At 35.3% G+C, this 25,706-nt stretch carries 37 protein-coding genes and 1 pseudogene; 32 read left to right on the forward strand and 6 right to left on the reverse strand.

The window, feature by feature from the left end; genetic code table 11:
- The first annotated feature begins 675 nt into the window (after positions 1-675).
- The 5 genes from JOC76_RS27685 to JOC76_RS27705 all read left to right on the forward strand — a co-directional run bounded on the left by JOC76_RS27685 (position 676) and on the right by JOC76_RS27705 (position 4,817).
- The gene (locus JOC76_RS27685; protein ID WP_239558021.1) at positions 676-1,050 is read left to right on the forward strand and encodes a MerR family transcriptional regulator; all 375 of its coding nucleotides are present in this window, start codon (positions 676-678) and stop codon (positions 1,048-1,050) included.
- 166 nt (positions 1,051-1,216) lie between these two features.
- Positions 1,217-2,341: an NADH-dependent flavin oxidoreductase gene (locus JOC76_RS27690; RefSeq protein WP_205182014.1), complete on the forward strand. Its 1,125-nt coding sequence runs from the start codon at positions 1,217-1,219 to the stop codon at positions 2,339-2,341.
- A 280-nt stretch (positions 2,342-2,621) separates the two neighbouring features.
- Positions 2,622-2,867 carry a hypothetical protein gene (locus JOC76_RS27695; protein ID WP_205182015.1) on the forward strand — a complete coding sequence of 82 codons (246 nt, stop codon included), beginning with the start codon at positions 2,622-2,624 and terminating at the stop codon, positions 2,865-2,867.
- A gap of 215 nt (positions 2,868-3,082) precedes the next feature.
- Entirely contained in the window at positions 3,083-3,388 is a 306-nt protein-coding gene (locus JOC76_RS27700) for a transposase (protein ID WP_205182016.1), read from the forward strand.
- A gap of 397 nt (positions 3,389-3,785) precedes the next feature.
- Entirely contained in the window at positions 3,786-4,817 is a 1,032-nt protein-coding gene (locus JOC76_RS27705; protein ID WP_205182017.1) for a hypothetical protein, read from the forward strand.
- Between the two features lie 238 nt (positions 4,818-5,055).
- On the opposite strand, the gene JOC76_RS27710 is transcribed toward JOC76_RS27705, so the two are convergent.
- Positions 5,056-5,307: a hypothetical protein gene (locus JOC76_RS27710; RefSeq protein WP_205182018.1), complete on the reverse strand. Its 252-nt coding sequence runs from the start codon at positions 5,305-5,307 to the stop codon at positions 5,056-5,058.
- A gap of 165 nt (positions 5,308-5,472) precedes the next feature.
- Entirely contained in the window at positions 5,473-5,682 is a 210-nt protein-coding gene (locus JOC76_RS27715) for a ribbon-helix-helix domain-containing protein (RefSeq protein ID WP_205182019.1), read from the reverse strand.
- A 250-nt stretch (positions 5,683-5,932) separates the two neighbouring features.
- Between JOC76_RS27715 and JOC76_RS27720 the strand changes: the two genes are divergently transcribed.
- The 22 genes from JOC76_RS27720 to JOC76_RS27825 all read left to right on the forward strand — a co-directional run bounded on the left by JOC76_RS27720 (position 5,933) and on the right by JOC76_RS27825 (position 15,895).
- Complete coding sequence (locus JOC76_RS27720) at positions 5,933-6,247, forward strand: hypothetical protein (RefSeq protein ID WP_205182020.1); 315 nt, start codon at positions 5,933-5,935, stop codon at positions 6,245-6,247.
- Between the two features lie 21 nt (positions 6,248-6,268).
- Complete coding sequence (locus tag JOC76_RS27725; RefSeq protein WP_205182021.1) at positions 6,269-6,610, forward strand: YolD-like family protein; 342 nt, start codon at positions 6,269-6,271, stop codon at positions 6,608-6,610.
- Between the two features lie 63 nt (positions 6,611-6,673).
- Positions 6,674-6,847: a hypothetical protein gene (locus JOC76_RS27730; protein WP_205182022.1), complete on the forward strand. Its 174-nt coding sequence runs from the start codon at positions 6,674-6,676 to the stop codon at positions 6,845-6,847.
- 181 nt (positions 6,848-7,028) lie between these two features.
- Entirely contained in the window at positions 7,029-7,205 is a 177-nt protein-coding gene (locus tag JOC76_RS27735; RefSeq protein WP_205182023.1) for a hypothetical protein, read from the forward strand.
- Positions 7,206-7,677: 472 nt separating this feature from the next.
- Positions 7,678-8,007 (forward strand): hypothetical protein, encoded by a 330-nt coding sequence (locus JOC76_RS27740; protein ID WP_205182024.1) that lies wholly within the window; start codon positions 7,678-7,680, stop codon positions 8,005-8,007.
- Between the two features lie 259 nt (positions 8,008-8,266).
- Positions 8,267-8,644: a hypothetical protein gene (locus tag JOC76_RS27745; protein ID WP_205182025.1), complete on the forward strand. Its 378-nt coding sequence runs from the start codon at positions 8,267-8,269 to the stop codon at positions 8,642-8,644.
- A gap of 309 nt (positions 8,645-8,953) precedes the next feature.
- The gene (locus JOC76_RS27750; RefSeq protein WP_205182026.1) at positions 8,954-9,157 is read left to right on the forward strand and encodes a hypothetical protein; all 204 of its coding nucleotides are present in this window, start codon (positions 8,954-8,956) and stop codon (positions 9,155-9,157) included.
- Positions 9,135-9,335: a hypothetical protein gene (locus JOC76_RS27755; protein ID WP_205182027.1), complete on the forward strand. Its 201-nt coding sequence runs from the start codon at positions 9,135-9,137 to the stop codon at positions 9,333-9,335. The genes JOC76_RS27750 and JOC76_RS27755 overlap by 23 nt, the downstream gene beginning before the upstream one ends.
- Complete coding sequence (locus JOC76_RS27760) at positions 9,332-9,844, forward strand: hypothetical protein (RefSeq protein WP_205182028.1); 513 nt, start codon at positions 9,332-9,334, stop codon at positions 9,842-9,844. Before JOC76_RS27755 ends, JOC76_RS27760 begins: the two co-directional genes overlap by 4 nt.
- On the forward strand, positions 9,841-10,056 hold the full coding sequence (locus JOC76_RS27765; RefSeq protein WP_205182029.1) for a hypothetical protein: 216 nt from the start codon (positions 9,841-9,843) through the stop codon (positions 10,054-10,056). The genes JOC76_RS27760 and JOC76_RS27765 overlap by 4 nt, the downstream gene beginning before the upstream one ends.
- Positions 10,053-10,220, forward strand: a complete 168-nt coding sequence (locus JOC76_RS27770) for a hypothetical protein (RefSeq protein ID WP_205182030.1) — start codon at positions 10,053-10,055, stop codon at positions 10,218-10,220. Before JOC76_RS27765 ends, JOC76_RS27770 begins: the two co-directional genes overlap by 4 nt.
- Positions 10,205-10,480 carry a UPF0175 family protein gene (locus JOC76_RS27775; RefSeq protein WP_205182031.1) on the forward strand — a complete coding sequence of 92 codons (276 nt, stop codon included), beginning with the start codon at positions 10,205-10,207 and terminating at the stop codon, positions 10,478-10,480. Before JOC76_RS27770 ends, JOC76_RS27775 begins: the two co-directional genes overlap by 16 nt.
- Positions 10,477-10,623: a hypothetical protein gene (locus tag JOC76_RS27780; protein ID WP_205182032.1), complete on the forward strand. Its 147-nt coding sequence runs from the start codon at positions 10,477-10,479 to the stop codon at positions 10,621-10,623. The genes JOC76_RS27775 and JOC76_RS27780 overlap by 4 nt, the downstream gene beginning before the upstream one ends.
- Positions 10,624-10,635: 12 nt before the next feature.
- Positions 10,636-11,034: a hypothetical protein gene (locus JOC76_RS27785; RefSeq protein WP_205182033.1), complete on the forward strand. Its 399-nt coding sequence runs from the start codon at positions 10,636-10,638 to the stop codon at positions 11,032-11,034.
- 189 nt (positions 11,035-11,223) lie between these two features.
- Complete coding sequence (locus JOC76_RS27790; RefSeq protein WP_205182034.1) at positions 11,224-11,511, forward strand: hypothetical protein; 288 nt, start codon at positions 11,224-11,226, stop codon at positions 11,509-11,511.
- Positions 11,501-12,436 (forward strand): hypothetical protein, encoded by a 936-nt coding sequence (locus JOC76_RS27795; RefSeq protein ID WP_205182035.1) that lies wholly within the window; start codon positions 11,501-11,503, stop codon positions 12,434-12,436. Before JOC76_RS27790 ends, JOC76_RS27795 begins: the two co-directional genes overlap by 11 nt.
- A gap of 103 nt (positions 12,437-12,539) precedes the next feature.
- Positions 12,540-12,845 carry a hypothetical protein gene (locus tag JOC76_RS27800; protein WP_205182036.1) on the forward strand — a complete coding sequence of 102 codons (306 nt, stop codon included), beginning with the start codon at positions 12,540-12,542 and terminating at the stop codon, positions 12,843-12,845.
- A gap of 317 nt (positions 12,846-13,162) precedes the next feature.
- The gene (locus JOC76_RS27805; protein ID WP_205182037.1) at positions 13,163-13,597 is read left to right on the forward strand and encodes a hypothetical protein; all 435 of its coding nucleotides are present in this window, start codon (positions 13,163-13,165) and stop codon (positions 13,595-13,597) included.
- Positions 13,598-13,607: 10 nt separating this feature from the next.
- Positions 13,608-13,970, forward strand: coding sequence for a hypothetical protein (locus JOC76_RS27810; protein WP_239558025.1), 363 nt, complete (start codon positions 13,608-13,610; stop codon positions 13,968-13,970).
- Positions 13,960-14,226, forward strand: coding sequence for a hypothetical protein (locus tag JOC76_RS27815; protein ID WP_205182038.1), 267 nt, complete (start codon positions 13,960-13,962; stop codon positions 14,224-14,226). Before JOC76_RS27810 ends, JOC76_RS27815 begins: the two co-directional genes overlap by 11 nt.
- 4 nt (positions 14,227-14,230) lie before the next feature.
- A complete protein-coding gene (locus JOC76_RS27820; protein WP_205182039.1) occupies positions 14,231-15,367 on the forward strand; it encodes a hypothetical protein in 1,137 nt (378 codons plus the stop codon).
- A 297-nt stretch (positions 15,368-15,664) separates the two neighbouring features.
- Positions 15,665-15,895, forward strand: coding sequence for a hypothetical protein (locus JOC76_RS27825; protein WP_205182040.1), 231 nt, complete (start codon positions 15,665-15,667; stop codon positions 15,893-15,895).
- A 259-nt stretch (positions 15,896-16,154) separates the two neighbouring features.
- Here the strand turns inward: JOC76_RS27825 and JOC76_RS27830 are convergent, their stop codons facing one another.
- A complete protein-coding gene (locus JOC76_RS27830; RefSeq protein WP_205182041.1) occupies positions 16,155-17,162 on the reverse strand; it encodes a DNA/RNA non-specific endonuclease in 1,008 nt (335 codons plus the stop codon).
- Positions 17,163-17,729: 567 nt separating this feature from the next.
- Between JOC76_RS27830 and JOC76_RS27835 the strand changes: the two genes are divergently transcribed.
- The 3 genes from JOC76_RS27835 (at position 17,730) to JOC76_RS27845 (ending at position 21,273) form a co-directional block, all read left to right on the forward strand.
- Entirely contained in the window at positions 17,730-18,752 is a 1,023-nt protein-coding gene (locus JOC76_RS27835; protein WP_205182042.1) for a hypothetical protein, read from the forward strand.
- A gap of 466 nt (positions 18,753-19,218) precedes the next feature.
- On the forward strand, positions 19,219-20,574 hold the full coding sequence (locus tag JOC76_RS27840) for an arsenic transporter (protein WP_205182043.1): 1,356 nt from the start codon (positions 19,219-19,221) through the stop codon (positions 20,572-20,574).
- 27 nt (positions 20,575-20,601) lie between these two features.
- Positions 20,602-21,273, forward strand: a complete 672-nt coding sequence (locus JOC76_RS27845) for a YwrJ family protein (protein WP_205182044.1) — start codon at positions 20,602-20,604, stop codon at positions 21,271-21,273.
- Positions 21,274-21,770: 497 nt separating this feature from the next.
- Here the strand turns inward: JOC76_RS27845 and JOC76_RS27850 are convergent, their stop codons facing one another.
- The 3 genes and pseudogenes from JOC76_RS27850 to JOC76_RS27855 form a co-directional block, all read right to left on the reverse strand.
- A complete protein-coding gene (locus JOC76_RS27850) occupies positions 21,771-21,980 on the reverse strand; it encodes a hypothetical protein (RefSeq protein WP_205182045.1) in 210 nt (69 codons plus the stop codon).
- Between the two features lie 11 nt (positions 21,981-21,991).
- Positions 21,992-22,174 (reverse strand): annotated as a pseudogene (locus JOC76_RS30305) (DUF6044 family protein); the annotation flags it as partial.
- Positions 22,175-22,480: 306 nt separating this feature from the next.
- Complete coding sequence (locus JOC76_RS27855; RefSeq protein ID WP_239558027.1) at positions 22,481-24,022, reverse strand: COG4705 family protein; 1,542 nt, start codon at positions 24,020-24,022, stop codon at positions 22,481-22,483.
- 341 nt (positions 24,023-24,363) lie between these two features.
- Here JOC76_RS27855 and JOC76_RS27860 point away from each other — a divergent pair, with 341 nt between their 5' ends.
- The gene (locus JOC76_RS27860; RefSeq protein WP_239558029.1) at positions 24,364-25,026 is read left to right on the forward strand and encodes a DedA family protein; all 663 of its coding nucleotides are present in this window, start codon (positions 24,364-24,366) and stop codon (positions 25,024-25,026) included.
- A gap of 175 nt (positions 25,027-25,201) precedes the next feature.
- Positions 25,202-25,672 (forward strand): divergent PAP2 family protein, encoded by a 471-nt coding sequence (locus tag JOC76_RS27865; RefSeq protein WP_205182047.1) that lies wholly within the window; start codon positions 25,202-25,204, stop codon positions 25,670-25,672.
- The last annotated feature ends 34 nt before the right edge of the window (positions 25,673-25,706 follow it).

Raw genomic sequence — 25,706 nt, forward strand, 5'->3', positions numbered from 1 at the left:
AATCGATTATAATTCATCCCCTTTTATTATAGAAATATATAATATAGCAGACTTGTAGAAACCGAATGTTGGCTTATTCGTAGGATTTCAAATATATACGGAGTACCAGATTTCTTCAACATAAGGGCACAGACCCATCAGTTTAGCAAAACTGGCCTCCACCCCTTGGATAGGCATGACGAAGGAATGATAGGGCGATTGACCCGTTGAGACATGGGAGGGAAAGCCTCCAGGGGCGGCGTGGAGATGTACATTATATGGTAAAATATGGAGTATGAATTCACTCCTTTATTTCGCTATGCCTTCACGAAGCCGTAATGATCTGAACTCATTTCGAGTAACCGTTAACCTTAATTAAAGGGGTGTGAAATCCTGCGAATAAGCGAGCATTCGAGAGAAAATCGTATTAAACTGAGGGAGTTGAAGAAGGACTCGGAAAATATAGTAAAGGAAACTCGCCAATATACCTGTGGCGAGTTTTGATTTTTTGTATGTCAATATCGAAGTTAAAGCAACTGTCATTTTGGTTTATAACTTTGGGAAAGCACCTCAGAACGGGCAGAAGAATTAATAATTCTGGACTTAGAGTAAACTCTAAGTATTATTCTTACTTTGTGTCAAAAATTTAAAATGAAAGAGGATATAGACATATCAGATTTAATGGAGGCGATTATATTGACATATTCTATTGGAGAATTTTCTAAAATTGTTGGGTTAAGTGAACATACATTGAGGTTTTATGAAAAGGAAGGCTTAATAAAAGTAAACAGAGACGATAACAATGTCAGAATCTACACAGATGAAAATAAATTATGGATTGAATCATTGCTCCATCTAAAAAATACGGGGATGTCTCTAAAAGACATGAAGCAATTTGCCATGTGGGGGCATGTTGGGGATGAAACAATGGAAGAGCGGTTAGCTTTACTTAAAAATCATCGAAAAAAAGTAGTGGAAGAATTTGAGAAGCTTCGTCAAAGTTTAGAACATCTCGATAATAAAATTAATTTTTATGAAAATGAATTAGGAGACTGTTTCTCTAAAAATTAAACAGCCATTAGTTTTTCCATTTGTGTCTTTTTGAAAAAACTCGTAATCGAAAAAATAAAAAAACACTTGCCTTAGAGTGCTCTCTAAGGATTAACCTATTCTTGCACCATTTGATACACCTTTATAAAATAGTGCAAAACTAACTAGAACAAGAAAGAGGTTAAAAATGAACACAAAATATAGCAACTTATTTGAATCATTTACATTTAAAAATGGTATCACCATAAAAAATAGAGTCGTTATGGCACCAATGACAACTTGGAGCAGTAATGATGATTACACCGTTTCAGATGAAGAAGTAAAATATTATAAAAAAAGAGTCAATGGAGTAGGACTTGTTATCACAGGATGTACTCATGTTCAACCAAGCGGTATAGGTTTTACACATGAATTCGCAGCTTATGATGATAAATTTATTCCAAGTCTACGGAAATTGGCGGATGAGGCGAAAAGTGGAGGAGCTCCTGCGTTACTTCAAATTTTTCATGCAGGCAACAAAGCACTGCCATCTTTAACTCCAAATGGTGAGGTGGTTAGTTCCAGTGCTGTAGAGACTGAAGCTACTGCATTTGCTCCTTCAGTATTACCTAGAGAACTTTCACATGATGAAATAATAGAAGTGATTCATGCTTTTGGAGAAACAACCAGACGAGCTATTGAAGCTGGTTTTGATGGTGTTGAAATTCATGGTGCACACGGATTTTTACTTCAAAACTTCTTCTCTCCTTTCTTCAATAGACGTGAGGATAAATGGGGTGGCTCTCTAGAAAATCGCTTGCGTTTCCCATTGGCAGTCATTCAGGAAATGAAAAATGTGATTAAGAATCACGCAACAAAGCCGTTTATTTTAGGGTATAGAATATCACCCGAAGAAAATAGCGGTTATGGGATGGAAGATGCCTATGAATTAATTGACCATCTGGTTGAACAGGGTTTGGATTACATCCATGTTTCGCTTGATGATGTATCTTCAAAACCACGAGGCATTGCAGATGGAAAAACACGGCTTGAATTAATTGTTGAACATGTAAACGACAGAGTCCCTGTAATGGCTGCGGGTTCTATGGTAAATGCTGATGATGTTGCATCTGCATTAGATAAGGGTCTATCCCTAGCAGCAGTTGGTCATACATTAATCATGAATCCAGACTGGGTAGAAAAGATTCAGAATGGAAAAGAAGCTGAAATTGAGACAGCGATTAAAACTTCAAAAGTAAGCGAGCTTGAGCTTCCAGAAAAACTTTGGAATTTCATTAAAGTTTCAGGTCCCTGGTTTAAGATTGAAGATTAAAATCGAATAGAAAAGTTACTGTTTTTTTCAGACCCACTTTTTTTGGGGTGCTTATTTGGTATTTGAGACATTAATAAAAAGGAAGATTGAACTCAAATCTTGTGAAGCTTTGTACTTAAACAAACGGGTAGCTTTAGTTAAACTATCTGGATTCCTGCTGGATTGGAACCTGATGATCGCTGAGGCGGTCCTTTTTTCTTTGCATTGGAATAGCAAGTGCAATAGGTTTATTGGGAAAATTGAAAAGGAAAAAATTAATTTGTGAGGATAAATAATGCATGTGACAATAGAATTACATTACAAAGCCAGCAGCAAGTTAATGCAGAGAGCCAGTCTTCCACTAAGAGGTAAACGGACGGAATTTGTTGCTTATCAGTGGTGGAAACAAATACAAAAAGAAATGTCCTATCACGCAACATTGGAACAAGTGATTATTAACGGAGACAATGACATCACTCAGTTAGTTATGGATATAGAAACTCAGGAGCGGAACAAGATTAACGAAAATCTGGATTTACCTTTTTAATGAACAATAGAGAATTCATTGATGGGTTGATGTTTAATAATCCCTTTGTACCTCGTATATGATAAGCGTTTTTGATAACGTAGAATTTATAGAACTTGCTTTAAAAGCATTTTAGTGAGGTAGGGTACTGATGACTGAAATATATTCAAGCAAATATAACGATAGCTTTTTGCAATATCATGTTGCTTTTTTTACTAAAAATACACTTAAACTCAATGAAATCAATTTCATCAAAAATTATTTTAAAAGCGTGTCAATTAGGGCATGAATTCAAGATTTTGAAATTGGAGTTTGGTAAGAATTCTGTAAGGCTTATTATCAACTGCCAAACCACTGACTCTATACCAAATCTTATAAAAGCACTTAAAGGTGGATCGGCAAGGTTTTTGTATAAGGAGTTTCCTGATTCTAAAGTAGAACATGGAAGTAGCCTGTGGGATCCAAAGTACATAATATCAACAGATGAAATCCAGTTTGACAAAATGATTCAAAACTATAAAGGTGTCTCAACAACTATTTAATGCTCATTTCTATTAAAATGAGCTTTTTTTGTTTTAACATCTTAATAATTAACGATTCGAATACGCATATTGTAGTGGTTCTGGCAATTATTGTGCTCTACCCCTAATCTCTTCTTTTATTGCTAGGATAATTGACCCGTACGATAATTATAGATTAAAAATAATTAAACGAGCGATTGTGATTTAATTTTAATAAGGGAGTTTCTGGATTAACTAATAGCAGAGCCAGTAAGACCATGGCATTCCGAATTTTAGACAATGGATATTTTGATTACAGACGGGACCAAAAGGCAATCGAAAATTAATAAATTTAATTTTTTCGAGAATTTCGGTACTCAAAAATATGAATTTAATGATAATATAAAATTGGTAATGTCAAACCATATAAGGGGGAAAAATGAAATTTACTAGAAAAATTGTTGGATTTCGTTCAGGGAAACGTAGAAACAAAGTAATAGCTATTATAGGTTATCTCCTGTTTGTTGCAGGACTATTGGGGCAAAAGTCGGATGCCCCGACTGCATGGGATGGATTTGTACATACTTTAGCTTGGATTTTACTTTTTTTATTTATTGTAATCCCAACTGCAAATCTCTTTTCAATAAGGAAAAGGCTATTCTTTTTTAACAGACTATCTATTATTGGTAGGGTTTTCGGTGTTTTAGGTTATGCTTTGCTTTCCTTAATCGTTTTCTGCACAATTGGATTTGGAATGGAATCTGCAACAGCGAAGCAAATAGAAGCTAAACAGCAAGCTCAGCAACAGGTTGCGGTAAAGGAATCAGCAGATTCTAAAGTAAAAGCTGAAGAAGAAGCAAAAGCCAAAGTTAAAGCAGAGGAAGAAGCAAAAGCGAAAGCAAAAGCGAAAGCCGATGCAAAAGCCAAGGCAGAGAAAGAGGCAAAAGCTAAGGCTGAAGCACAGGCAAAAGCCCAAGCAGAAGTTGCTGCAAAAGCCCAAGCAGAAGCAGCTGTAAAAGCTAAAGCAGAGGCAGCTGCAAAGGCCCAAGCGGAAGCACAGGCAAAAGCCCAAGCAGAAGCAGCCGCAAAGGCTCAAGCAGAAGCACAGGCAAAAGCCCAAGCAGAAGCAGCCGCAAAAGCTAAAGCAGAGGCAGCTGCAAAGGCCCAAGCAGAAGCAGCCGCTAAAGCACAACAAGCAACGGTTCAAATAATAAGTATTTCGAATCCAGCACCTCGCAATAGCATTGCTACTTTAAGAGCGAAGGTAGCACCTGGAGCTACTGCCTACATTGCGGTTCATTACGAAAGTGGTGACAGTACTGCTCAAGGGCTTGAGCCTAAACAGGCAGATTCAAATGGAAATGTTTCGTGGTCCTGGCATGTGGGAGGACGTTCCACACTAGGTACAGTCCCTGTTACAGTTTCGTGTAATAATGCAAGTGCAGAAACACAATTTACAGTTGTCCATTAAACAACTGCACATTGTTTAGATTCTATTAGTATTACAGGGTCAGTTAATTTGGTATTAGGTTTAGTGTCAATTCTAATCAAATAGATAAGAAAAACCCCTCTTGACCAAGAGGGGTTCAATTTTAAATAAATTTAGGTGTCAAATTTTTCATTCCTCTTCAACATTTTCAAACCATTAATCCATAGTTCAACGAGTTTTACCCCATCAATCAATTCAATATTCAATCCCTCACAATTAATTATGCAATATTAGGATTACACTTACAACCAACTTCATGTGATTGTAAGAAATCTTTAAACACTTCTTCATTTATTTCTTCATCAAAATCAGCTAGCAAATCTAGAGTTATACATCTTCGATTAGCAACCGAAATAATTAAACCTAGTTCATAATACATTTTTTTGGTCAGTATTCCATTTTCAATATTATTTTTAATTTCGTTATAGAAACGAATTAGAAATTCAATAGGTAACTTTTCATAAAACTTCATAAATTGTACTCTCCTCCGTCTATTTGAAAACCCTTACAATTAATATATCATATTATAACTTATTTAAATGTTACAACATTTTAAAAATTTAATGAGAATCAAAAATACGGTCCAAATAAGTAATGGGTAAGGATTTATGCTTCCTCACCCATTTTTTATTCCCGATCAACTCAAACGACCGTTCACTTCATTCTTAATTTTCTGTAGCTCTTCAAAGATTGTGGCCCCATTTTCTTCGTAATCCGCCACTAGATGACAAATTGCCATTAGGCTTAATTGGTTCATTGAATAGCCTGTTTCGTCGTGCAGATCTCGGAGTCTATCCTTTAATTTAGGAGGAAGATAAATTCCAAACCTTTCCCGATTATCTGTCAATATTCATCACCTTCTAGGCCTTTATTTATATGAATTTCCTTACTAATATCATACCACAAACGTATGTTCTGTATCAATAAAATTCCATTCGTTATTGAAGGTCCGCCAATCTATTAAACGCAAAATAACACTATTTAGTGCTATTGTTTAGGAACAAATGTTCCTATAATATGAAAGCAAGGTAGCACATTTTAATAGTAAGGGGGACAAACAAATCGAGACTGAAAACCATTTTTTAAAATTTTTATCTATGAAACCATATCAAAACCAGGACAGTACAGGCCTTTATATTTGGGGCCTTTACGGAGAAAAGGGAGATGAAGATTCTATTTACTTCTTTTTTCTTAAGGTCACAGAAGAATTTGCGGTTCAAAATAAGGAATGTTTAAAGAGAAGAAGTGATAAATGGTTGGATAGTCGAGGAAAGAGAGTTGATCAGACAACGATATTCCTAACAATGAATGAAGAAGTATTATCGGCCATTCAAGAGTGGTATTTTAATAACCTTGAACAAATCAGACAACTATTTTTTGTAAGGAATAATGCCCACCAATTTATTCTTTAGTTAAGGAGGAGAAAAACAACGATGATAAGGGATCGAGGAACAAAAAAATGGACAGCCTCTTTTATGATGCCTGAACACATACTTGAATTAAAGAAAATGATGAACGAGGCAAACAAGCAACCCCGTCCTATCTTGGATGAAATGGAGATTGAAGAGATGGAACGATTGCTGCAAAAAAGCCTTATGCAAGGTACTTTGCTTCAAGTTACTACTTGGAAAGGTGGATTCTTTAATAAAAAGGTATGTCAGGTCGTTCAAATTGATTTAGTGGCTAAAACAATTGCTTTACAAGATGAACTGCAATCCAAATTTAAAACTCCTTTTTTTAATATAACTAGTGTTACAGAAATGAATTCCTATTAATGCATACAAAGGTCTAGGAACATAAAAAACGTACATTTTGGCCCTCACATGGAGGTTTATAGGATGGAAAAGTCCGATGTCATTTTTACGCCTCAAGAAGCACTGTTATATAAAGGACTCATAAAACAGCTAAGTGAAGCAAACTCTTATCTCGAAATAAAAATGTACCAAAACAATCTTGAGGACCCCCTAGATAAGGGAAGACTCCGAGCATTAACAAAGGATTTGAAGAGTTGAGTCCTAATACCGTCTCAAATATTGTTCTTACCGTATTTTTTTGAAAATGGTTTAGAAAAAAGAAAAAGTGAGTGTGTGTATTATGTTAGCACAAATAAATATTAGTGTAATAGCCGCAGTTGGTTTTATTATCTCTGTAATTGCATTAGTATTGACTATAAAAAATTTCAGGAGGTAGGTCATGGGGAGAGATTGGGATGAAATAAGATTGAAAATGATGATGCTAAGGCATGAACATATGATCGAACTTATGAGGTTATCGGCTATTTCAGCAACCCTTCAAAGTAAGCATGTAACCAGCGTAGAAAAGCTTAAATTGATTGAAGACTTAACTAAAGAAATCCCCAAAGGTAAGTAAGAGTTAACCAATGGGATGGAATCTTTAACATTCTGTCCCATTACTTCATCCTTGTTCTGGAGGGAAGGTGCAAACGGCTGAATACTTTTATCAATTGGTTAAGAGTCTTATTTTTAGTTATGACTCTAGGCGATACGATCGTGAGTGTACGTAAATATAGGAAAACCAATAGAAGTACTCAAATCAGTGGAATTGATTACCGAAAAGTACTTCGAGATTTAATATTTAATAACCTAATAATTTTACTAATGATTTTAACAATAGTTTGGGAGGATTGGTTTAAATGACCACCTTAAAAACAAAATTGAGGAGGAAAACGAAACGTGGGGACATTTTATACATTAGGAATCATTAACAAATTCGGTGCTCAGGCAACTAAAGGGCCAACAAGATGGAGCCGTGAAATCTAGCATTATCTGAAGTAGAGTGGAAGGAAGCATTGGATAAACGAATTGATACCTCTATTTTCAATTTGGAATTGCAGAAAGACGGTACAATTAAAGGCCTCCTTAAAAATGACATATTTAAGGAAAATATCAAGGGCTTCTATGAGATTTTGCAAGAAATCTTAGGTGAGCACAGAAACGGGAACTTCGATTATTTCGAAAAGGGCATGTATAAAGAGGAGGATAAACTTCCTGATATAAACGTTGAGGATGATGATGGGTATTCGTACGAGTGGGCTGATGAATTAAGGATATTGAACAAAGATGGTGTGGAAATTCGAATAGAATGTGAGTTTATTATGTTGTTCCTGGAAGGGAAGTTCTGGTCGAGGAGTTCTACACAGATCCAGTCTTAATCAATTATTTGTTCCGCAATAGCAAGATTGATAATCCATTGGCTGGTGCAGTAATCAGTGCGGTGGTTGGGTAATGAGTGATAAAAAGAAACCATTCTTGGATGATGAAATAGCAAAAATCATCCGCCAGACTGGGCGAATACGCTAAGGAAGAGGATCGAAAGCAAGGTACTTATATTTGTATACAAGAATAAGGAAGGGGATATTGTTCGTAAATATCCGATGACCGAATAATGAAAGAAAGCGAGTGGGATGATTAATGGGTTTTTACACCGAAGCACGAACCAAAGAGGGTAGATTGATTGGTAGTAAGAGTTTTCAGGTCTGGAATCCAAATGTGGAACATTTCTACAAGTCGCTGGGATTGGAAAATCCTTACGGTCAGTACAGCGGGGATAAAGGCGATATATCATTTACAGCTGAGCAATTATTGGATGCTTATAAGTATATAGAAAACATTGAGTTTTATAGCGAGCCAATAATAGAAAAACTCGATCCGTTTGTTGGCATGCTAACCATTGCTGGAGGAGTCCAAAAGCTTGACTCAAAAGCCGAGAAAGAGCGAACTCTTGAATTCTTAGATATTTGTGCAGCAGTGGCCCTTAAAGAAGAGAGCGTCATCTTAAATATGGGTTAGGAGGACGTTAATGTATCATAGAACCTATTTTCAAAATGATAGATGAATATATGGATCTCGCCCATGATTTCGATATAAGCCCTTTTGAACATCATTAAGGTATGCATTTGAGGGATATTTTAGAGGGTGAAAAAGATAATCTAACCGAAGGAGAAAGAGAAATGTTAAGCAAAGCCGATGAAATGTGGATAAAGAATACTACTAAATAATAAAGCATGTCAGAAGAATATGGAATTTTGATAATAACAAGCTGCCCGAAAAACACGGGTGGTGGCATTTTAGTAAGTACGTTAAAAGGGAGGAAGGTAAATGACCGAAAAGAAACCAATCAATGTCGATGAAATCGTTGACCAGTTAATTGATTTATGGAAAAAAGGAATATCTCAAGAAACGTTAACTGATATGACTAGAAACTATTTAATCGGGTTAAAACTCGCTGGTAATGAACAGGGTTATAACGAACTGATTCCAAAAATAAAGGAAAGGCAGCGTGAAGAAATTGAAAAAGGATGATCCGCATTTAAACCGAGCAATCGAAATGGCAATGGAAATTAAACGTCAGTTAGAAGGACCACCAATCGGAATCGAACATCCTGGCTTCAAGCGGAGAGCAAAACGAGCCAGCGAATACATCGCCAATCAACCCGAAGCTCAAGCGATTATTGCAAAACATCTAAATATTCCGTTATGAAATATCATAAATATGTTGAGGCTACATTCGAGTATTTCGAGAGGCTGGCAGATTACGTCAGGCATTTAGAAGAATTGAAGCAAAAAGGTGAGTTAGTTCAAGACGGTGTGTTGCTGTTAGAAAGTAACGCTAAATATATCATAGCAAAACATGAAACTTTGTTAGAGTTGATTAAAGATTACGTTAAAGGAGGAGAAGTATTGAGCAATCATTATGACGAGTACCTAAAGGAAATTAAAGAGTTTAAATTTTCTGATGAACAATATGAACATATTGAGGAAATCGTTGCTATCGCTAAACGTGCAAAATTAAGATTACGAAAGCCTTCTGAATATCATTTCAAAGACAGCATCGAAGTGATGATTTCTTTAACGGGTGCGACTGCAATGCTAGAAGCGTATAAAAATATAGGTGAGGATGCTTATATCGTTTATATGAATAAAAATAAGCAAATCGTTCATCATTACGTGGATGGTCGGATAGAAGTAGTGAAGGAGGACAATGAATGAGTGAAGAAAAAACTTATAATCTTAAATTAAGAACAGGAGATGAAGTTATTTTCACTGCTGATATACCAACTGATGAAGTTCGATTACTACCTGAATTTGCGAATCAAGCCGAGTTCTTTAAGTTTTTCATAGAAAGAACAAAGGATAGCGATTTACCGTTCATAATTATCAAAATCATTAAACCACCTCTGGTAAAGGAAGATGAAGCATGAGTGAAGAAAAGGAGAGGGATTTAATCGGAAGAAAACCCGATAGGAAGTTATCATTAGAAGAGAAACAAAAGCTCCTTGAAGAAATGCATAAAAACCCAGTTCAATACAGCTACGAAGGATTAAAGGAAATAATTGATAGTCAAAAAGATTGGGATGGATTATAGACCTTTTTAATGAGCTCAACTTGTATCCTGAAGATGCAATGAAGGCCGTTGTTCTAGGATTATATGCAAATAAAAACATTTCATTATCCCGTACTGCCGAACTTTACGGAATATCATTAAATGAATTTTGGGAACTGCTCCATACATTGCCGTTTCCAGCTGGAACATATACGAAAGAAATGTATGAGCAAGTAGATAAATCTCTTGGAACGTGGTTAAAACAAGACTCAAAGGATGATGAAAAGGAGGATAATGTATGAGTAATAAATACAAAGATCCGTTGTTCCAAAAATCCTATGATGTTGCAGGTAAAAAAGGGATTTCACCTGAAAATATAGGTGTATTCATGCGGGGCTATGTAGAAGGTTTTTTGGATGGAAGATGTGTAGATGTAATTCCTTAAAACACATCGGATTTGATCCCCGATAAATACGAAGAACTAATTAGAATGGTAAGAAATTGGAACCTCAATCCTGAAATCATCAAGTTGGCTATGTCACTAGGACTCTACTATTTCGATGAAATTTCCTTTGGTAAACTATCGGAAATATATAACCTTGGTCAATCCGATATGATGGACTTTTTAAAAGAATGTGAGATGCCTGGTAGGAAGTTAACGTTCGATCATTACGATTTAATGGCATTAAATGAGATGGACGGTAAAGAACCCATGGATGGCATAACACAAGAGCAGATTGATGAATATGAGGAAATGAATAAGTCTATGTACGAAAAGTGGAAAGACTTCCTTATCAAAATCCATACGACAGAGTACCAGCAAGAAAAACACGCTGAATATATTGTACAATTCTAGGGAATATCGATAGACATAAAAACTGGCTTGAGCGTGAAGAGATGAATCGAAGAAAAAGTATATTCAAGGCACGATAATTGGAACCGTATTGTAGATGAAGCACCAAAAGAGGTAGTAGGGAAAGCTAGGATTAAAGTAAATGAAAATACACCAGCTTGGAAAAAGGCCCAAGATATTGCCACCAAACAAATGAATGAAAAAGGTTTCACTGTTGAAGATGTTCATAAAATGCTCGATGACATCCGATCTGAACGGAAAAAGGAAAAAATATTTAAAGATGAACGCATAGGGTATGACGAAAAAGCATACGAGCAAGATAAAGAGGCTCTTGAATATTTAGAGAAAAAAGATATGCAAGTTATAAACAAAAATAAATTAAAAGAACTTCTAGAAAAAAATAAGATGACAAAGGAAGAATTCGAAGCTGAACAAAAAGAATTTGATGTTGAAAATGGGGAAATCGATAATGAAAGCTGAAGATATTATTAAATCAATAGAATCTATGAATAATGGTGAAAGGATTAGGACGTTAGAGCTACTGTTTGATACTTATTTCGATGGAAGACCTGAGTCATTTCTTAAGGAATTGCACTCAATAAAAAAGTTGCTGGATAGAGCCGAGAAATACCGTGACGGTACTGCTCTCGGTGAGGCAAACAATAGATTAGGAAAACTTTTGGATGATGATGACGAAGAAAAAATTTTATCCCACATCACTAACGAAGAACTTTCCAAACGTGCTGAACTTCCCGATGAGGTAGAAGACGAAAAAAAGCGATTGAAAAAGAAAAACAATCTCTTTATCCAAATAGAAGAGTTAAGAAAAAACCGTTATAAGCTTTCAAATCAGGACATTGATTTACTGTTTGCGTTAATTGATAGGCTTCAATGGGCAATTGCCGACTGGAAGGTGGGAGAGGTTAAAAAACATAGAATAGAATGGACTGGCGAAAGAGAAGGTCGATTGATTATCGACAATCCGAACGACATACCAAAAAACATGACCGATGATGAAGAACACGATTTTTGGGAAACTCATGCTATGAGTGAAAGGCTTCTGGAAGAGAGCTATATAGAAGATGATAGTGACCTTCCACCACCAAGAAGGAAAAAAGTTGAATTCATAGTAACCGATGACATTTCGCACACTGGACTGACTGAGGAAGAATATAGGGTACTCGAAGATTATGTTGACCCGAAGTTAAATGAAGACGATATTGTTGAAATCACCAAAAAAGAAATACTTGAAATAATCGAGTCTATGAAACAAACAAGTGGATATAACAGTAGTACTGACTTTAAAAGAGCCATAACTAATGGCGAGGTAAAGTTTTATTCAAGAGCGAGATTATCAATGTGGGAACGTTACGAAAGAATACTAGAGAATAAGAAAAATGAGTAAATGCTCTTTGATGATGTCATCGCAACTGTGATTTAAAGCTAAATAAGGCAAAATAACTGGATCTCTATAACAATAAGTAAAATCCAAGAAATGGAGAACAACGTTGAAAGAAAATCTTATCAAACAAATCGAAAAACTAATTATCGAAGAAATGAAACAGTTATGTGGCGATGTAAAAGGTATTAATTGGGAGCAAGTTAGACTTAATAATGATTCAGACTTGGATTGGTATGAACATGAAATGGATATTTTTTTTCACTTGGATGATGAATCACAAAAAAACTATAAGTTTTGCTACGATTATAGATTTAATCGGGGATTACTCCTCATTGAAAATAAGGAACGAAAGCCAACAAATTATAAAGAAATCAAAATTTGGGGGAATTGGGAGGATGACAATGAAGGCTGAGGACATCGTTGCAGCAATCGAATCAATGGATAATGGTGAGCGTTTGCGGACATCGACCCTCCTAAACGACACCTATTTTTAAAGAGAACCTACAATCAATAAATACTTCCTAATCAACGAATTTGAATTGCTACGAACGTTTTTAGAGCTTTTTAATAACGATAGGGATGTAAACCATCTTGAAGCGATTGACGGACATCTTTCCGAAATGATGATTTGAAAGAGGAAACGTAGATAAGGAATTAGCGAAAAGATACGATTCAAGGCTAGATACGCCTGAAAAGGAATGGATTAAGTTGTCCGAAGGAATGAGCATTATGGAGTTTTTCAAGCAAACGAAAGAAGAAGTAGCAAACACGCCAAAGGAAAACCGAAAAGAAATCATTCAACGACTTGCAAACGAAGCGTGTGACCGAAATGATGCTGCGTTGAAAAAGATGGATGATAAGCTATCTTTCGAAGAAAAACAAGAAATTCTTAACAAACTTGCTGGTTTTACTAATAAATTTTCTCCAGAAGGAGTGGACGAAACCATTAGGATTGCTAACAGAGAAGGAGATTGGTTTCTCAAAAGCGAGAAGGAACGTGAAGGTCTCATTAAGGAATATTTAGAAAATCGTACCGAAGAAAACCTTGAAAAAATCCGTCATTTTGATGATAAACGAAAGGAAGAATTTCTTGCCAAACAAGACTCAGACTCTGACAATGTGGGAACGTCACGAAACATGCTAGAGGATAAGAACAATGAGTAAAATCGACTAGATGAGATTTGATTTAAGGTTCTTTGCTGATGTTATCGCAACTGTTGATTTAAAACTAAATGGGGGCGATAAGCCTTATGTTATCAATTCCATTGAAGGATTTAATAAACAATTTTCACCTAGTCAAGAAGGATATATAACCAAAGATGAATTGGAAAAATGGCTAAAATGGAGAGTGTTCCCCGAAACAAGAGTTAATTGCAAAGAATTGCTCCAGTTACTCGGTTTAAATAGTTACAATCGGTGGGCAATTGTTCGAAAAACACATGGTGTTATGGCTGATGATGAAATATGGATCCGAACTCTAAGGCCATATCTATACTATCCTGTTGAGGGGAAATTGGAGGACGAGAATGAGCGATAAATTCTTCCAGCATGAAAGAGATAAGGCATGGTTACGTGCATTGCTTCACCGTGGTATTGATGAAGAATTGCTAAAAAAGGTTATGTTCGGTATCGGATATGAAAACCCAGATGCTTCCATTCAAGATATTTACAGATTTTTTCATCGTGAACATATGAGAACGTTAAATGAAAAACTATCTAAAGAGGATAAAAGATTGATATTCGAAGATTTGAAGAAAGATGGATATTTTGACAGTAAAAAAGGGGATGACTGAACCGATGAGCGAACCTAAAAAAGTCACCGTCGTTTGGGTAACAGATTACAGTGATCATTTCGTGGAAGGGAAAGTATTTGACGATAAAGCTGAAGCTCAAACATATAACGATGAAATGATCGCTTCAAAATCACCATTTATAGCTGGAGCAGAGATGGAGGAACTAGAATATGTACCGAAAAGAAAAGCTGAAGATTTAATCGAGCAAATAGAAGGCATGGATAATGGTGAACGGATAAGAGCATTAAAGCTGTTACATGAAACTTACTTTTATAGCAGACCTACTCATGACTTCACAGTTTTCAAAATGGAGAGCATTGAAGAAGGAACAAAAGAACACGAAATAGCAGTTTTAGAGATTAGAAAACGGCAGGCAATCAGTAAGACGGTAAAGAACTGGTATAAACTAGCCTGTGAAGCAACTAATGGAACTGATTATTCAATCGATTTAATGTTTATCCCTCGTTTCGTTAACATCCTTGATGAAGCTTTGGGTAAATTGCCGTTAGATAAACTAAAAGGGGTACTGAACGGGTTGGAATCGATAGAATATAAAGAACTAGAAAAATATTTGTTTGAAATTCAAAAGGAAGAGGAATTGGAAGACGAAGAATTAGCGAAAAGGTTCTATTCAAGGTTAGATACACCTAAAGAAGATGGGATACAAATAACCGCAGAAAATAGTTTGATGGAAGTAATTGATCAAAGGGAACAGCTTCCAGATTCCGAATGGATTGAGCACGATCCGCAGCGTTATACGTTGGAGGAAGTGAAGGAACGGTTTTATCCGAACATTTACAAACCTATTAAACTCACGGGTAAAGACGCTCAAGATGTAATAGACGATTTAAATGGTAAAGTGAATCCAGAAGAAGAGAAAAAACGGGTTAATTTTCTTGATGATTGCAAGAAGTTATATGAGAAACACGAACGCAAACGACTAATAGGCCAAATTGTTCCTGAAGATTACCTAGACAATGATGAAGAAATACGCAAAATGGCAGATGAAGCTGCAGATGAAGCAGATTTTAGTTTACCTCAAGCTCGTGAAAAATACATTGAACACTTCATTAAAGGCTATAAAGAATCGCAAGAAAAAACATATAAACGATTAAAAGAATTGGAGAATAGCGATGAGTGACAGCCTTATTAATCGAATCGAAAAACTGGTTATCGAAGAAATGAAAGAAATATGTGGCGATATTGAAGGGATAAATTGAGATGAAGTTCGCCTTAAAAATGATACCGACAATAATTGGAATAAACCTGCGATGGATGTTTACTTTTACGTAGATAATGAACAGCCAAAAGAATATAAGTTTTGCCATGATTATAAGTTAGTTCGGGGGCTCCTTTTAATTGAAAATAAGGACCGAAAGACAGTGAATTATAAAGTAATCAAAATATGGGGCAATTGGGAGGGTGACGATGTTTAGAAATGGACAAAGTAACAGATTGGGCTTATTTACTATTCGTTGAAACTTCTGATGATGAAGTCAAGGAAATAGCAAAAAGACTATTAAATGGAGACTTATCCGTAAAAGATTTAAAGAGTATGGATAAAATTAAGGTTCACTTTAAATCTGCAAAGAAAAAACGGAGGAAAGGTTATATAAATAATAAAGAACTCAATAGGTTTGTAGAGGAATACTTATCACTAGAAGATTGAGGAAAACAAAATATACTTGTAGGTTACTTTTACGGAGGACGTGTATTTAGCAATTGGAATATGCAATTTTTGGATGTAGTTTTTTATAAAAATTTAAAAAAGCTTAAAAGATGCATGTAATGTATAAAAAACTCGCATCTTTTAGGCTCATTATTTTTATTCCTTATTTTGGTAAAGTATGCCATTTTTATGTTTAGTCGGACTCTAGGTCATGGTTTTACTCTTCAATAAGAAGAAAAGAATCACCGCATAACCCCATTTATTCACCTACTAAGCTATCACCATCTCGGTCGTCCATATATTTATAGAGCCATGAATCCCGTGTAATTGGCATTTTAAAACCAGCAGCTTTAGCTTCAGCGATCGTAACTTGTCCATTATGATTGGTATCTACCTTACTAACATTTTCATTACTATTTACCGCTTGGTTTGCTGGTGCATTGTTTGTTTTCGGTGGTGTTCTCTTCGTAACTGTTGTTGCCCCTAAATTTTTGTTCACTTCATCTGGGTTTACATTGTCAAATTCATCTGTAATGGTTCTGCCCTGAATTTTGTATGTGAATTTATAATGGTTCGGAATTTGCGTCTGAGTATTTGGATATTGAATCACAGCTACGAAATCTGTACAACCTCCTGCATCTCGAATTACTTTTTCCATATAAGCTTGGTCGCCGTGCCTATTGAGAGTGATGTCTTGAGGTGTAATGTTATATGCATTTGATACTCCCCCAAGCGAGTCAGCAATCACATGCCCTTTATCCAAGGTTGGACTCTCTGTACCAGGAACATCTGCTTCATTAGAGTAATACCTACCTGATGACAATACATGATCAGAATTCGGATTTTGGAGTATTATATTTTTTGCCTCAACACGAATGAGCTGCCCGTATTCATTTGTAAAAGCCCAATATTCTCTGTCACCAAACCCGACATCAACTCTGACATTCGGTTGTCTATATCCTGACATATCTCCGCCATCTACTACAATGAGTTTATATTTACTGTAGTCAAAGTCACCATTAACACTTGTTATCGCTTGTGTGCTAGTGGCAGGAACACTTGGACTGACTGAACTTTCAGTAGTCGTTTTTTCCGCTTCATCGTCAGGTGTACTTTTTTTGCTTTCAACAGTAGCTGCTTTCTTTTTGCTTACTTCTTGAGTTTTATTTTTTTGGGCATTTTCCTCTTTGCTAGTTGTTTCATTTGATGAACAAGCTGCAAGGAAAACTAATAAAAACGCAATAAATAAGTAGGTTAATTTCTTCATAAATTGTCCCCTTTTTGTAAACATTTGTAGAAATACCAATACTATTATACTGCTAAAATACTTCAAAAAACGAATAAATTTTATTCCCCATATGATAATCCTTAATGTTATTAACCTAGTTATGGTAAAACCCCTTATTCCATTAAACTGCCCCTTTAGCTCAACAAGAAAAAAGACCGCCGCAGCGACCATCAACTTTAGCTAATGCACCCTTTATTTGTAAAACATTATTTAAATATCCCCTTTTTAAAAGTGACCTTTGGGGAGGACCATAGGATTGTTCTCCCTGAAAATATACTAGTTTATTGGGGATACAAGAAATAATAAATGGCATCCCACACCATATTAATTTCTCTATGCTTCAGTGAGTAGCAACTCTTTCCCGTCCATATCATAGACAGACAAATTAGAATTTGAAGAGATAAAGAAATCAATGTATTAAGATGGATAATGGGCAAAGCAAATTAATGCATTACAAGAGAAAGAGGGTGTAAATGGATGTTATATTATACATAAGTATTCGATAGGTCGTTATGTCTATATTAAAAATGGGGGAGTCTTGAAAACATGGAAAACGTATCATTCCCTATTGGAACGAAAAACGGATGTTTAACTATAATCGGGGGTTTTGAAGAATATCAAGAAAAAGTTACTAAAAAAAGAATTGAAGAGTTAGAACAAGACAAGCAAAAGTTTATAAATGGGGAAAAAAATCCTAATAATAATTTTGAATCTGTAGATACTTTTGATAAATGGATACAAGATTGTAAGTCTCGAAAGAAATACAAATGTCAGTGTAAATGTGGAAGAATAGTTTATTTAAGTGAAAGTGCTTTATTTTTCAAGAAACGGAGAGATTGTGAAGGAATTGGAGAGATAGGAGAACAAAAAAATTGTGCGTTAAAGCAAGAGCGTGAGAAAAAGAGATTAGCTTCATATCCCAGGGTAAAGGATGAAAGCTATGATATTGATTATTCCAATACCACACATGAATCATTAGAGATATTAGAATGTATTAATGAAAATTATGAGGGAGGGTATGAAGTATATGATAGTAGAAAAAAAGGAAAGGGTGGTGGCATATGTAAAGTATTTAAACTATATAAATGTCGTTGTTATCTGTGTGGTAAAGAATATCAATTTAAATCATCAGATTTTAAAATAAAAATTGATGCATACGGACGTAGGGCGAAAGAAGGATATTATTGTGATACTTGTTGTGACTGTCATAACATTTCATCATTTCAATGGCGAACTATAAAAATACTGAGAGAACATAATGTGGCATATAGAGTTGAAGTTTCGTTTCAAGACTTATATGGTGTAGGGCATAAGAAATTGTTGCGTTATGATTTTGCTGTTCTCGGTTCAGATAACAACATTAAATGTCTTATTGAGTGTCAAGGTGAACAACATTATAAGCCTGTAGCTGAGTTCGGTGGTGTTTCACAATATGAGTCTCAAGTAAAGAATGACGAATTAAAACGTATTTATGCCAAGTCACATAATATACCTTTATTTGAAATTCCGTATACTTGTAATACATACGAAAAGGAAATAGAATTTCTTAAAACTGCTGGAATTATTTAATCGGTGAGCTTGATTTGAAAGTACATAAGACACTTCGGTGTCTTTTTTTTATATCATCGTCAATTTCCCAGTCACACCTAATTGTTATTTCTTCCACTAACCTGCCCATTAGTTCAACAAAAAATGAACGCCGCAGCGATCATCATCCTAAACAAAAGCACCCGTTTACTTTAAGTGAAATAATTCACAATAGTCCCCCTATTCATTATCAAATTCTTAATTAAGCAAGTTCTTCCGTCTTCAAATGTAATCACAGAACCATTATTTTTTAGACTCTAGTTGATTTTTTGGGAAAAAGGGTACAAACCTAAAGCCTGTCTCATTCAGGATACATATAGATACAGTACAACAAAACAGAGGGATAGATGGAAGGGGGGGACAGGAGCGTAGTCACAGGCAAGTGGAGGTAAAGTCGTCTCAGGGGCATCCTGAATTACTAGCTAGATGAAAGGAGAAAAAATATCCAATGTTTTGGATAACGATTGCAACTTTTTTGGTTACCCTCGGTTTTATTCTTTGGAGACCTAGAGGCATTAATGAGGCTGTATTTGCCGCAATAGGTGCGATCATTGTCGTACTTAGTGGAAGTGTTTCATTATCAGACCTGGGTATAATTTCAAACACCATAAGTGGTGCTGCCATTACGATTATGGCAACTATAGTCATGGCGATTGTTTTAGAAAGTTTTGGTTTCTTTAATTGGGTCGCAGAAAAACTGGCTGCCATGGCAAAAGGGTCAGGAATTCGTTTATTCTGGTATGTCAATCTTTTATGTTTTCTCATGACACTCTTCTTCAATAACGATGGAAGTATCTTAATCACAACCCCCATTCTAGTCATGTTATTAAACAACATGGGCTTAAAAAACCATCAAAAAATCCCTTATTTACTTTCAGGGGGCTTGATCGCCACCGCCTCTAGTGCTCCAATTGGAGTCAGCAATATCGTAAATCTAATCGCCCTAAAAATTGTGCATATGAGTTTGTATTTGCATACGGCAATGATGTTTGTTCCAGCAACACTTGGTCTGCTCTTGCTGGTAGGACTTCTGTTCCTGCGATTTAGAAGAATCTTGCCGAAAACCATTCCTACTAATGTTTCGGGACTGTCAAGATCTAACTACCACCCACTTAAATTAAAAAATGGTATTGAATATGCTTCAGAAAAAGCTCGTTCAAGATTTATGCGAAACGTCCTACTATTCGTATTTGCTGTCCGTGTAAGCCTCTTTGTGGCTTCGTTTGTAAATATTCCAGTCTCTGTAATGGCTGTCATTGGTTCTCTTGTTCTTTTAGGATGGCGGTGGGTCTATTTAAAAATATCCCCTGCAGATATGCTGAAAAAAACTCCATGGTATATTATTGTTTTCGCCTTTTGCATGTATACCATTATTTACGCTCTGAATAACATTGGGTTAACAGACTGGTTAATTGGGTTCATGGAACCGATTGTTTCTGGAAGTCTTCTGCATGCGAGTGTCATGATGGGTGTACTACTATCTGTTCTCTCCAATATTTTTAATAATCACCCAGCACTCATGGTTGGAACACTCACGTTAACGCATATGAAGCTCAGTTTACTTGAATTAAAAATCGCTTATTTAGCCAACGTGATTGGCAGCGACATGGGTTCGTTACTTCTTCCAATGGGAACGCTCGCTACATTAATGTGGATGCACATTGTTAGAAAAGGAAAAGTGATGATTAGCTGGTTGGAGTATGTCAAAGTCACGATCGTTGTGATTCCACCTACTGTGTTATTCACCTTAGTTGTTTTATATTTTTGGGTTTCATGGCTTTTTGGCGGCGTACTTCAACGATAAGACAATATGCAAAAAAGGAGAATTAAGATGGACTTTGAAGATTTATTAGGTAAAAATATTGAGGTGGAAATTTCAGGAGGCACTTTTTATAAGGGCACCTTGGTAGATAGTGGATTGGACATTATCGTCGTATTCGATGGCAAAAACCAACATTTTCTCTACATTCCCTTTATTCATGTTCAAAGATTAAAAGAAATCAGTTTCGACGATGAAGATTACTATTATTCACCACCTCCATCAGAAAGACCGATTGAAGCGGAGGTAATATCTTTTCGAAAAGCATTAACGATTGCCAAAGGTTTGTTTGTCCAAGTGTATGTGACAGGAAATAAATCGATTCATGGCTATGTAACCAGCGTTATGAATGACTATTTTGTTTTTCACTCCCCTTTATATAAAGCCATGTTCATCTCGATGAATCATGTCAAATGCATCATTCCGTACCCACCCAATACAACGCCGTATTCTTTAGATAATCAGAAACTCCAATTAAATCCACCTTCCACTTCACTAGCCAGATCTTTTGAGGAGCAGTTGAAGAAAGTAGAAAATCAGCTAGTTATTCTAGATGGCGGGGAACATTCTGAAAAAATAGGCTTACTCCAAAAGGTTCGTAATAACAAAGCCATTTTGATCACCGCAGAAGGGGAAAAAGTATATCGAAATTTAGAGCATATCAAAACGATACAATTACCTTAATATCGATGTAAGCCCTTGAGAACTATATTCACTCAACATTAAGTAAAAGAAAGAGTGGTGTCACATGTTTAATCAAAATAAACAAAAAGAATAATCCACCCTGTTTTGGCCGACGAGAATGGATTATTCATTCAATTCTATAGCTGTGTTGTTATACCGTGACGTTAAGTCACGGTCTTCTTTTTGGTGTAAAACATATTGTTATTATATGTTCTTTGGTTTAATTTTGTTTTAGGTTTTGTAGGTCTATTTTCCTGTATTATCTCCCCTAAATTAATTATATTAATAATATTTGACACACCCAATAAAATAACTTTTGAAAATCCCTCGTATTTATATATTTATGCAATTATTCCTCAATAAACCTGCCTAGTTAGCATAATAAGAAAAAGCTGCCACAACTACAGCCCTGTTCTTCAACTCTTGCTACCCATTTGTTTAAGTGTAGTTCTTCAAAACAATGTGATAAAAAACGAATAGGAAAGCAGCTCTTTAGACTAGGTTTGCTTCTCTTTTGGTTCCTGATTTCGTCCACATCCAGACTTCTGCAAGATGACATCTACAATTTTTAAATTTCCAAGTAGAACTAAGTAAAGGAATGGATAGGAGAATGCGGAGTAAAGCAAGTGCCAGTCCTTACCGTAATACATATATCCAATCTTTAGGAATGTCCATTCAAAGCCAGTAGAAGCAACTGACCAATTCAATATGTAAGCTGCTGCCCACTGTCATTTAACACTTTGTACCATGCGATATTAGAATCGAGGTTATCTTGAATCCGCATATGTGCTTGTGGTCCAAGAATAAAATAAGGTAAAACCCAAAGTGTAATAATAATAAGAGCAACTAATATATATGTTTTTTCTCGTTTAAATATTGTGTTAAGAATAGATAATGCCATTAGTTCCTCAATTCCTTATTCAAAATATTGTTTTAAATTAAATCTTTATTCCACGATGAATTATTAACAAAAATAAATCCTGTTTACAAACAAATTCAAAAAAGCGATTGTTCTTCTTGAACAATCGCCTTAATTTAATTAATTAATGCTGCTCTTAAAGTATTCACGCCATTTGATCAAAGGACGATTTTTTCACTCCATATTTAAACTCTAACTGAAAGTTGAAAGAATAGTAATTTTCATACTTTCAATCAAGATTCTAATTGCTTTCACTTACACTATGTTCAAAGAGGGCTTTTAAGATTTTTATTTATTTGCACTATTTATAATACTGAGCGAATCGGTGAGTGCTGATTTGGACTTGCTCACATCAGGGCTTGATGAACGTACTGCCGCTAACACAACGTCAATACTGCCATCAATTTTTGTCCATGTTGTACCATCTATTTTCCTAAGTTTAGGCTCTGATGTATCCCATTGATGTTCCAAATCGTCCGCATTTTTCTTCGCTAAGGTAAATTTATTGGAGTTTACAGCTTTTAGCATGTTATTTTCAATTGTAGCGAAATTTGTTAATTGTCCAACTAATGTTGTTGAAGAAGCTGTATTCGCTGTTACTTTATTTGCTGTGTTTAAGACGCTGAGTGAGTTGTTAAGTGCTACCTTACACTTGCTGGCATCAGGATTAGACGAACGAGCAGCTGCTAAAACAACGTCAATAGTGCCATCTATTTTAGTCCATGTAGTACCATCGATTTTTCTTAGCTTCGCTTCCGATGTGTCCCATTGATGTTCCAAATCATCCGCACTTGTTTTAGCTGAACTAAAATTATTTGAGTTTACAGCGGTTAGCATGTCATTTTCAATTTTAATAAAGCCTGTTAATTGTCCACCCAATGTAGCTTGTGAAGAGGTGTTTTGCGATGCTATATTATTACTTCTCCATACATAACCGCCTATACCGCCAACTAAGAAAATACATAGTACCACAATGGTTTGTGTCAAAACATTTTTCTTTCTTCCGTTCGGTTGATTCTTTTCTGCTACTTCACTTTTAGAGTTTATATCAATTTTTGTAACAGCAAGGAGAATGATGATTGCTAGAATCGCTACAAGAAAAATTACACTAGTAACGGTTGTCCCCAAACCTAACCCGCCATTAACTTTTGGCTGAGATAGGTAATCACCTAGAGATGCTCCAAGTGGACGAGTAAGAATATAGGCAACCCAAAATGCTAATATCCCATCAAGTTTTGATTTATAAGCCAAAAATACACAAGCTATGATAATAATAACGGTTATTCCTGTTTTAAGATAACCAAAACCGAGTTGTTCGGAATATAAATCTCCGACTGCTGTTCCAAGTGCAAATGTGAATAGGATCGTTAACCAGTAGAATACTTCTCTTTTTCTGGTGAAAATCGAGTGTATCGAGAGTGTTTTTTCACTTAAATACCAAAAAATAAAAGTTAATCCTAACAACACTGAGAAAACAGCTGTACTAAGTTCAAGAGGTACACCCATACCATCAGTTAAATTATCAGTTACCAACGTTCCAAAAACGCTTATAAGAACAACCGTGGTCCAATAAATGCCTGGAACGTATTTAGTTGCTCTGAATTGAAAAAACAGAACAATGAAAAATGCTATTCCCATAATTATGGTAGTCAGAGTTAAACCTAATCCAAGGTTGAAATTTATGAAATCAGCAAACGTTTCACCGACAGTTGTACATAATATTTTGATTATCCAGAAGAAAATAGTAACCTGCGGTACCTTGCTTAACAATTGGTTAACGACTGGTTCTGCCAGCACCGTTTCTTCAGCGGCTGGTAATTTTTTTGACAAAAAACTCATCTCCTTTTTTGAAGCATCATTTTATTATATATAGAGTTAACATATTTAAATATAATATATTCGTTTGTTGTTTTTATTAAATATCAATTAAACAAATATTAAGTGTTTATTAAGTTCCATCATTTTTTTATTAGTGGCAACTGTGTTATATATTGCTTTTAGTATTTTAGACATTGTGCAAAATAAAAATATGGGTACTCCCTTAACCGAACTACAATGTTCCCCTCTATGCGAAACCCCAATTTTTTCTATTTAAAAGGTAATAAATGAAAAAAATTTAATAAAAACAAAGTTGCAAATTGCATTTATTATGGCAAACTGTTATATAGTTATTGTCAAAAATTTTTGCAAAAGAGTATTTTAAGGGAGAGGTTAAAGTGAGTATCTTGCATCATTTGGGAGACATAGCAATAAACTGGATCAATTCCATTGGATATTGGGGGATCCTTTTAGGAATGGTTTTGGAGAGTGCCTGTATTCCAATTCCCAGCGAAGTGATTATGCCTTTTGGTGGTTATTTAGTCTCAACAGGGCATTTAGATATGATAGGAGTTATATTGATTGGAACACTAGGAAATATCATCGGTTCTTTCATTGCATATGCTATTGGACTTTGGGGTGGAAAAAGATTCATAGACCGCTTTGGGAAATATGTATTTTTGTCAAAAAAACATTTAGAATCTGCTGAAAAGTGGTTCGATAAACGTGGGGAAATTACAGTATTTGTTTCACGTATTTTGCCAGCAATTCGTACTTTTATTTCTTTACCAGCAGGAATTGCACGAATGCCCCTTAGTAAATTTTTAATGTACACTGCCATTGGTAGTGTGATTTGGTCTGCAATCTTAACTTATGTAGGATATGTGTTAGGTAACAATTGGGATAATATTCAAAATATCTTACATCCTATTGCTTATTTGGTTGCCATTATCGTGTTCTTTATTTTAGTTTTCTTAGCTATAAAAGTTATTAAAAGCAAAAAGGCATCAGCATAGCATAATTTGCGTTTGAAAAGCAATGCTTAAGGATAGCATTGCTTTTTTTGATTCATGCAACCTTCAACCATAATTTTGGTTTAATCTTTTGATTTTAAATAATAATATACTCATTCCCAAATTTAAAGGGGGTAAGTTTAGCGAACACTATAATTTCAAAATAAGTGGAGGAAAAATGTTATTATCATATCCAATTTTAGCAGCACTTTTAGGCATGCTGATTGCTCAAATCATAAAAGTTCCAATTCACTATTTAGCATCAAGGGAATTAAAATGGAAATTGTTGTTTAGTACAGGAGGAATGCCAAGTTCTCATACTTCTTTGATTATTTCATTGACTACAGCTGTTGGATTGACCTCTGGTATTTATACAAATGACTTTGCAATATGTGTTGTCGTTTCATTAATTGTTATGCATGATGCAACAGGAGTGCGAAGGCATGCAGGGTATCATGCTGAAGTTTTAAATAAACTTTTGGTTGATTTTAATCGGTTAATTGACACTTTAAAAGATCCAAACATAAAGAAAACAGAGTCTAGAGAAAAATTAAAAGAGTTATTAGGACACCAACCAACAGAAGTTTTTTTTGGAGCGATTACAGGCATCATTGTAGGTGGATTAACTTATTATGTGTATCCTTTCTAAATAAAGAGATATAAATAAAATGGCCTAATAAATC

It is taken from the genome of Neobacillus cucumis (assembly GCF_016908975.1).
Classification (GTDB): Bacteria; Bacillota; Bacilli; order Bacillales; family Cytobacillaceae; genus Neobacillus; species Neobacillus cucumis.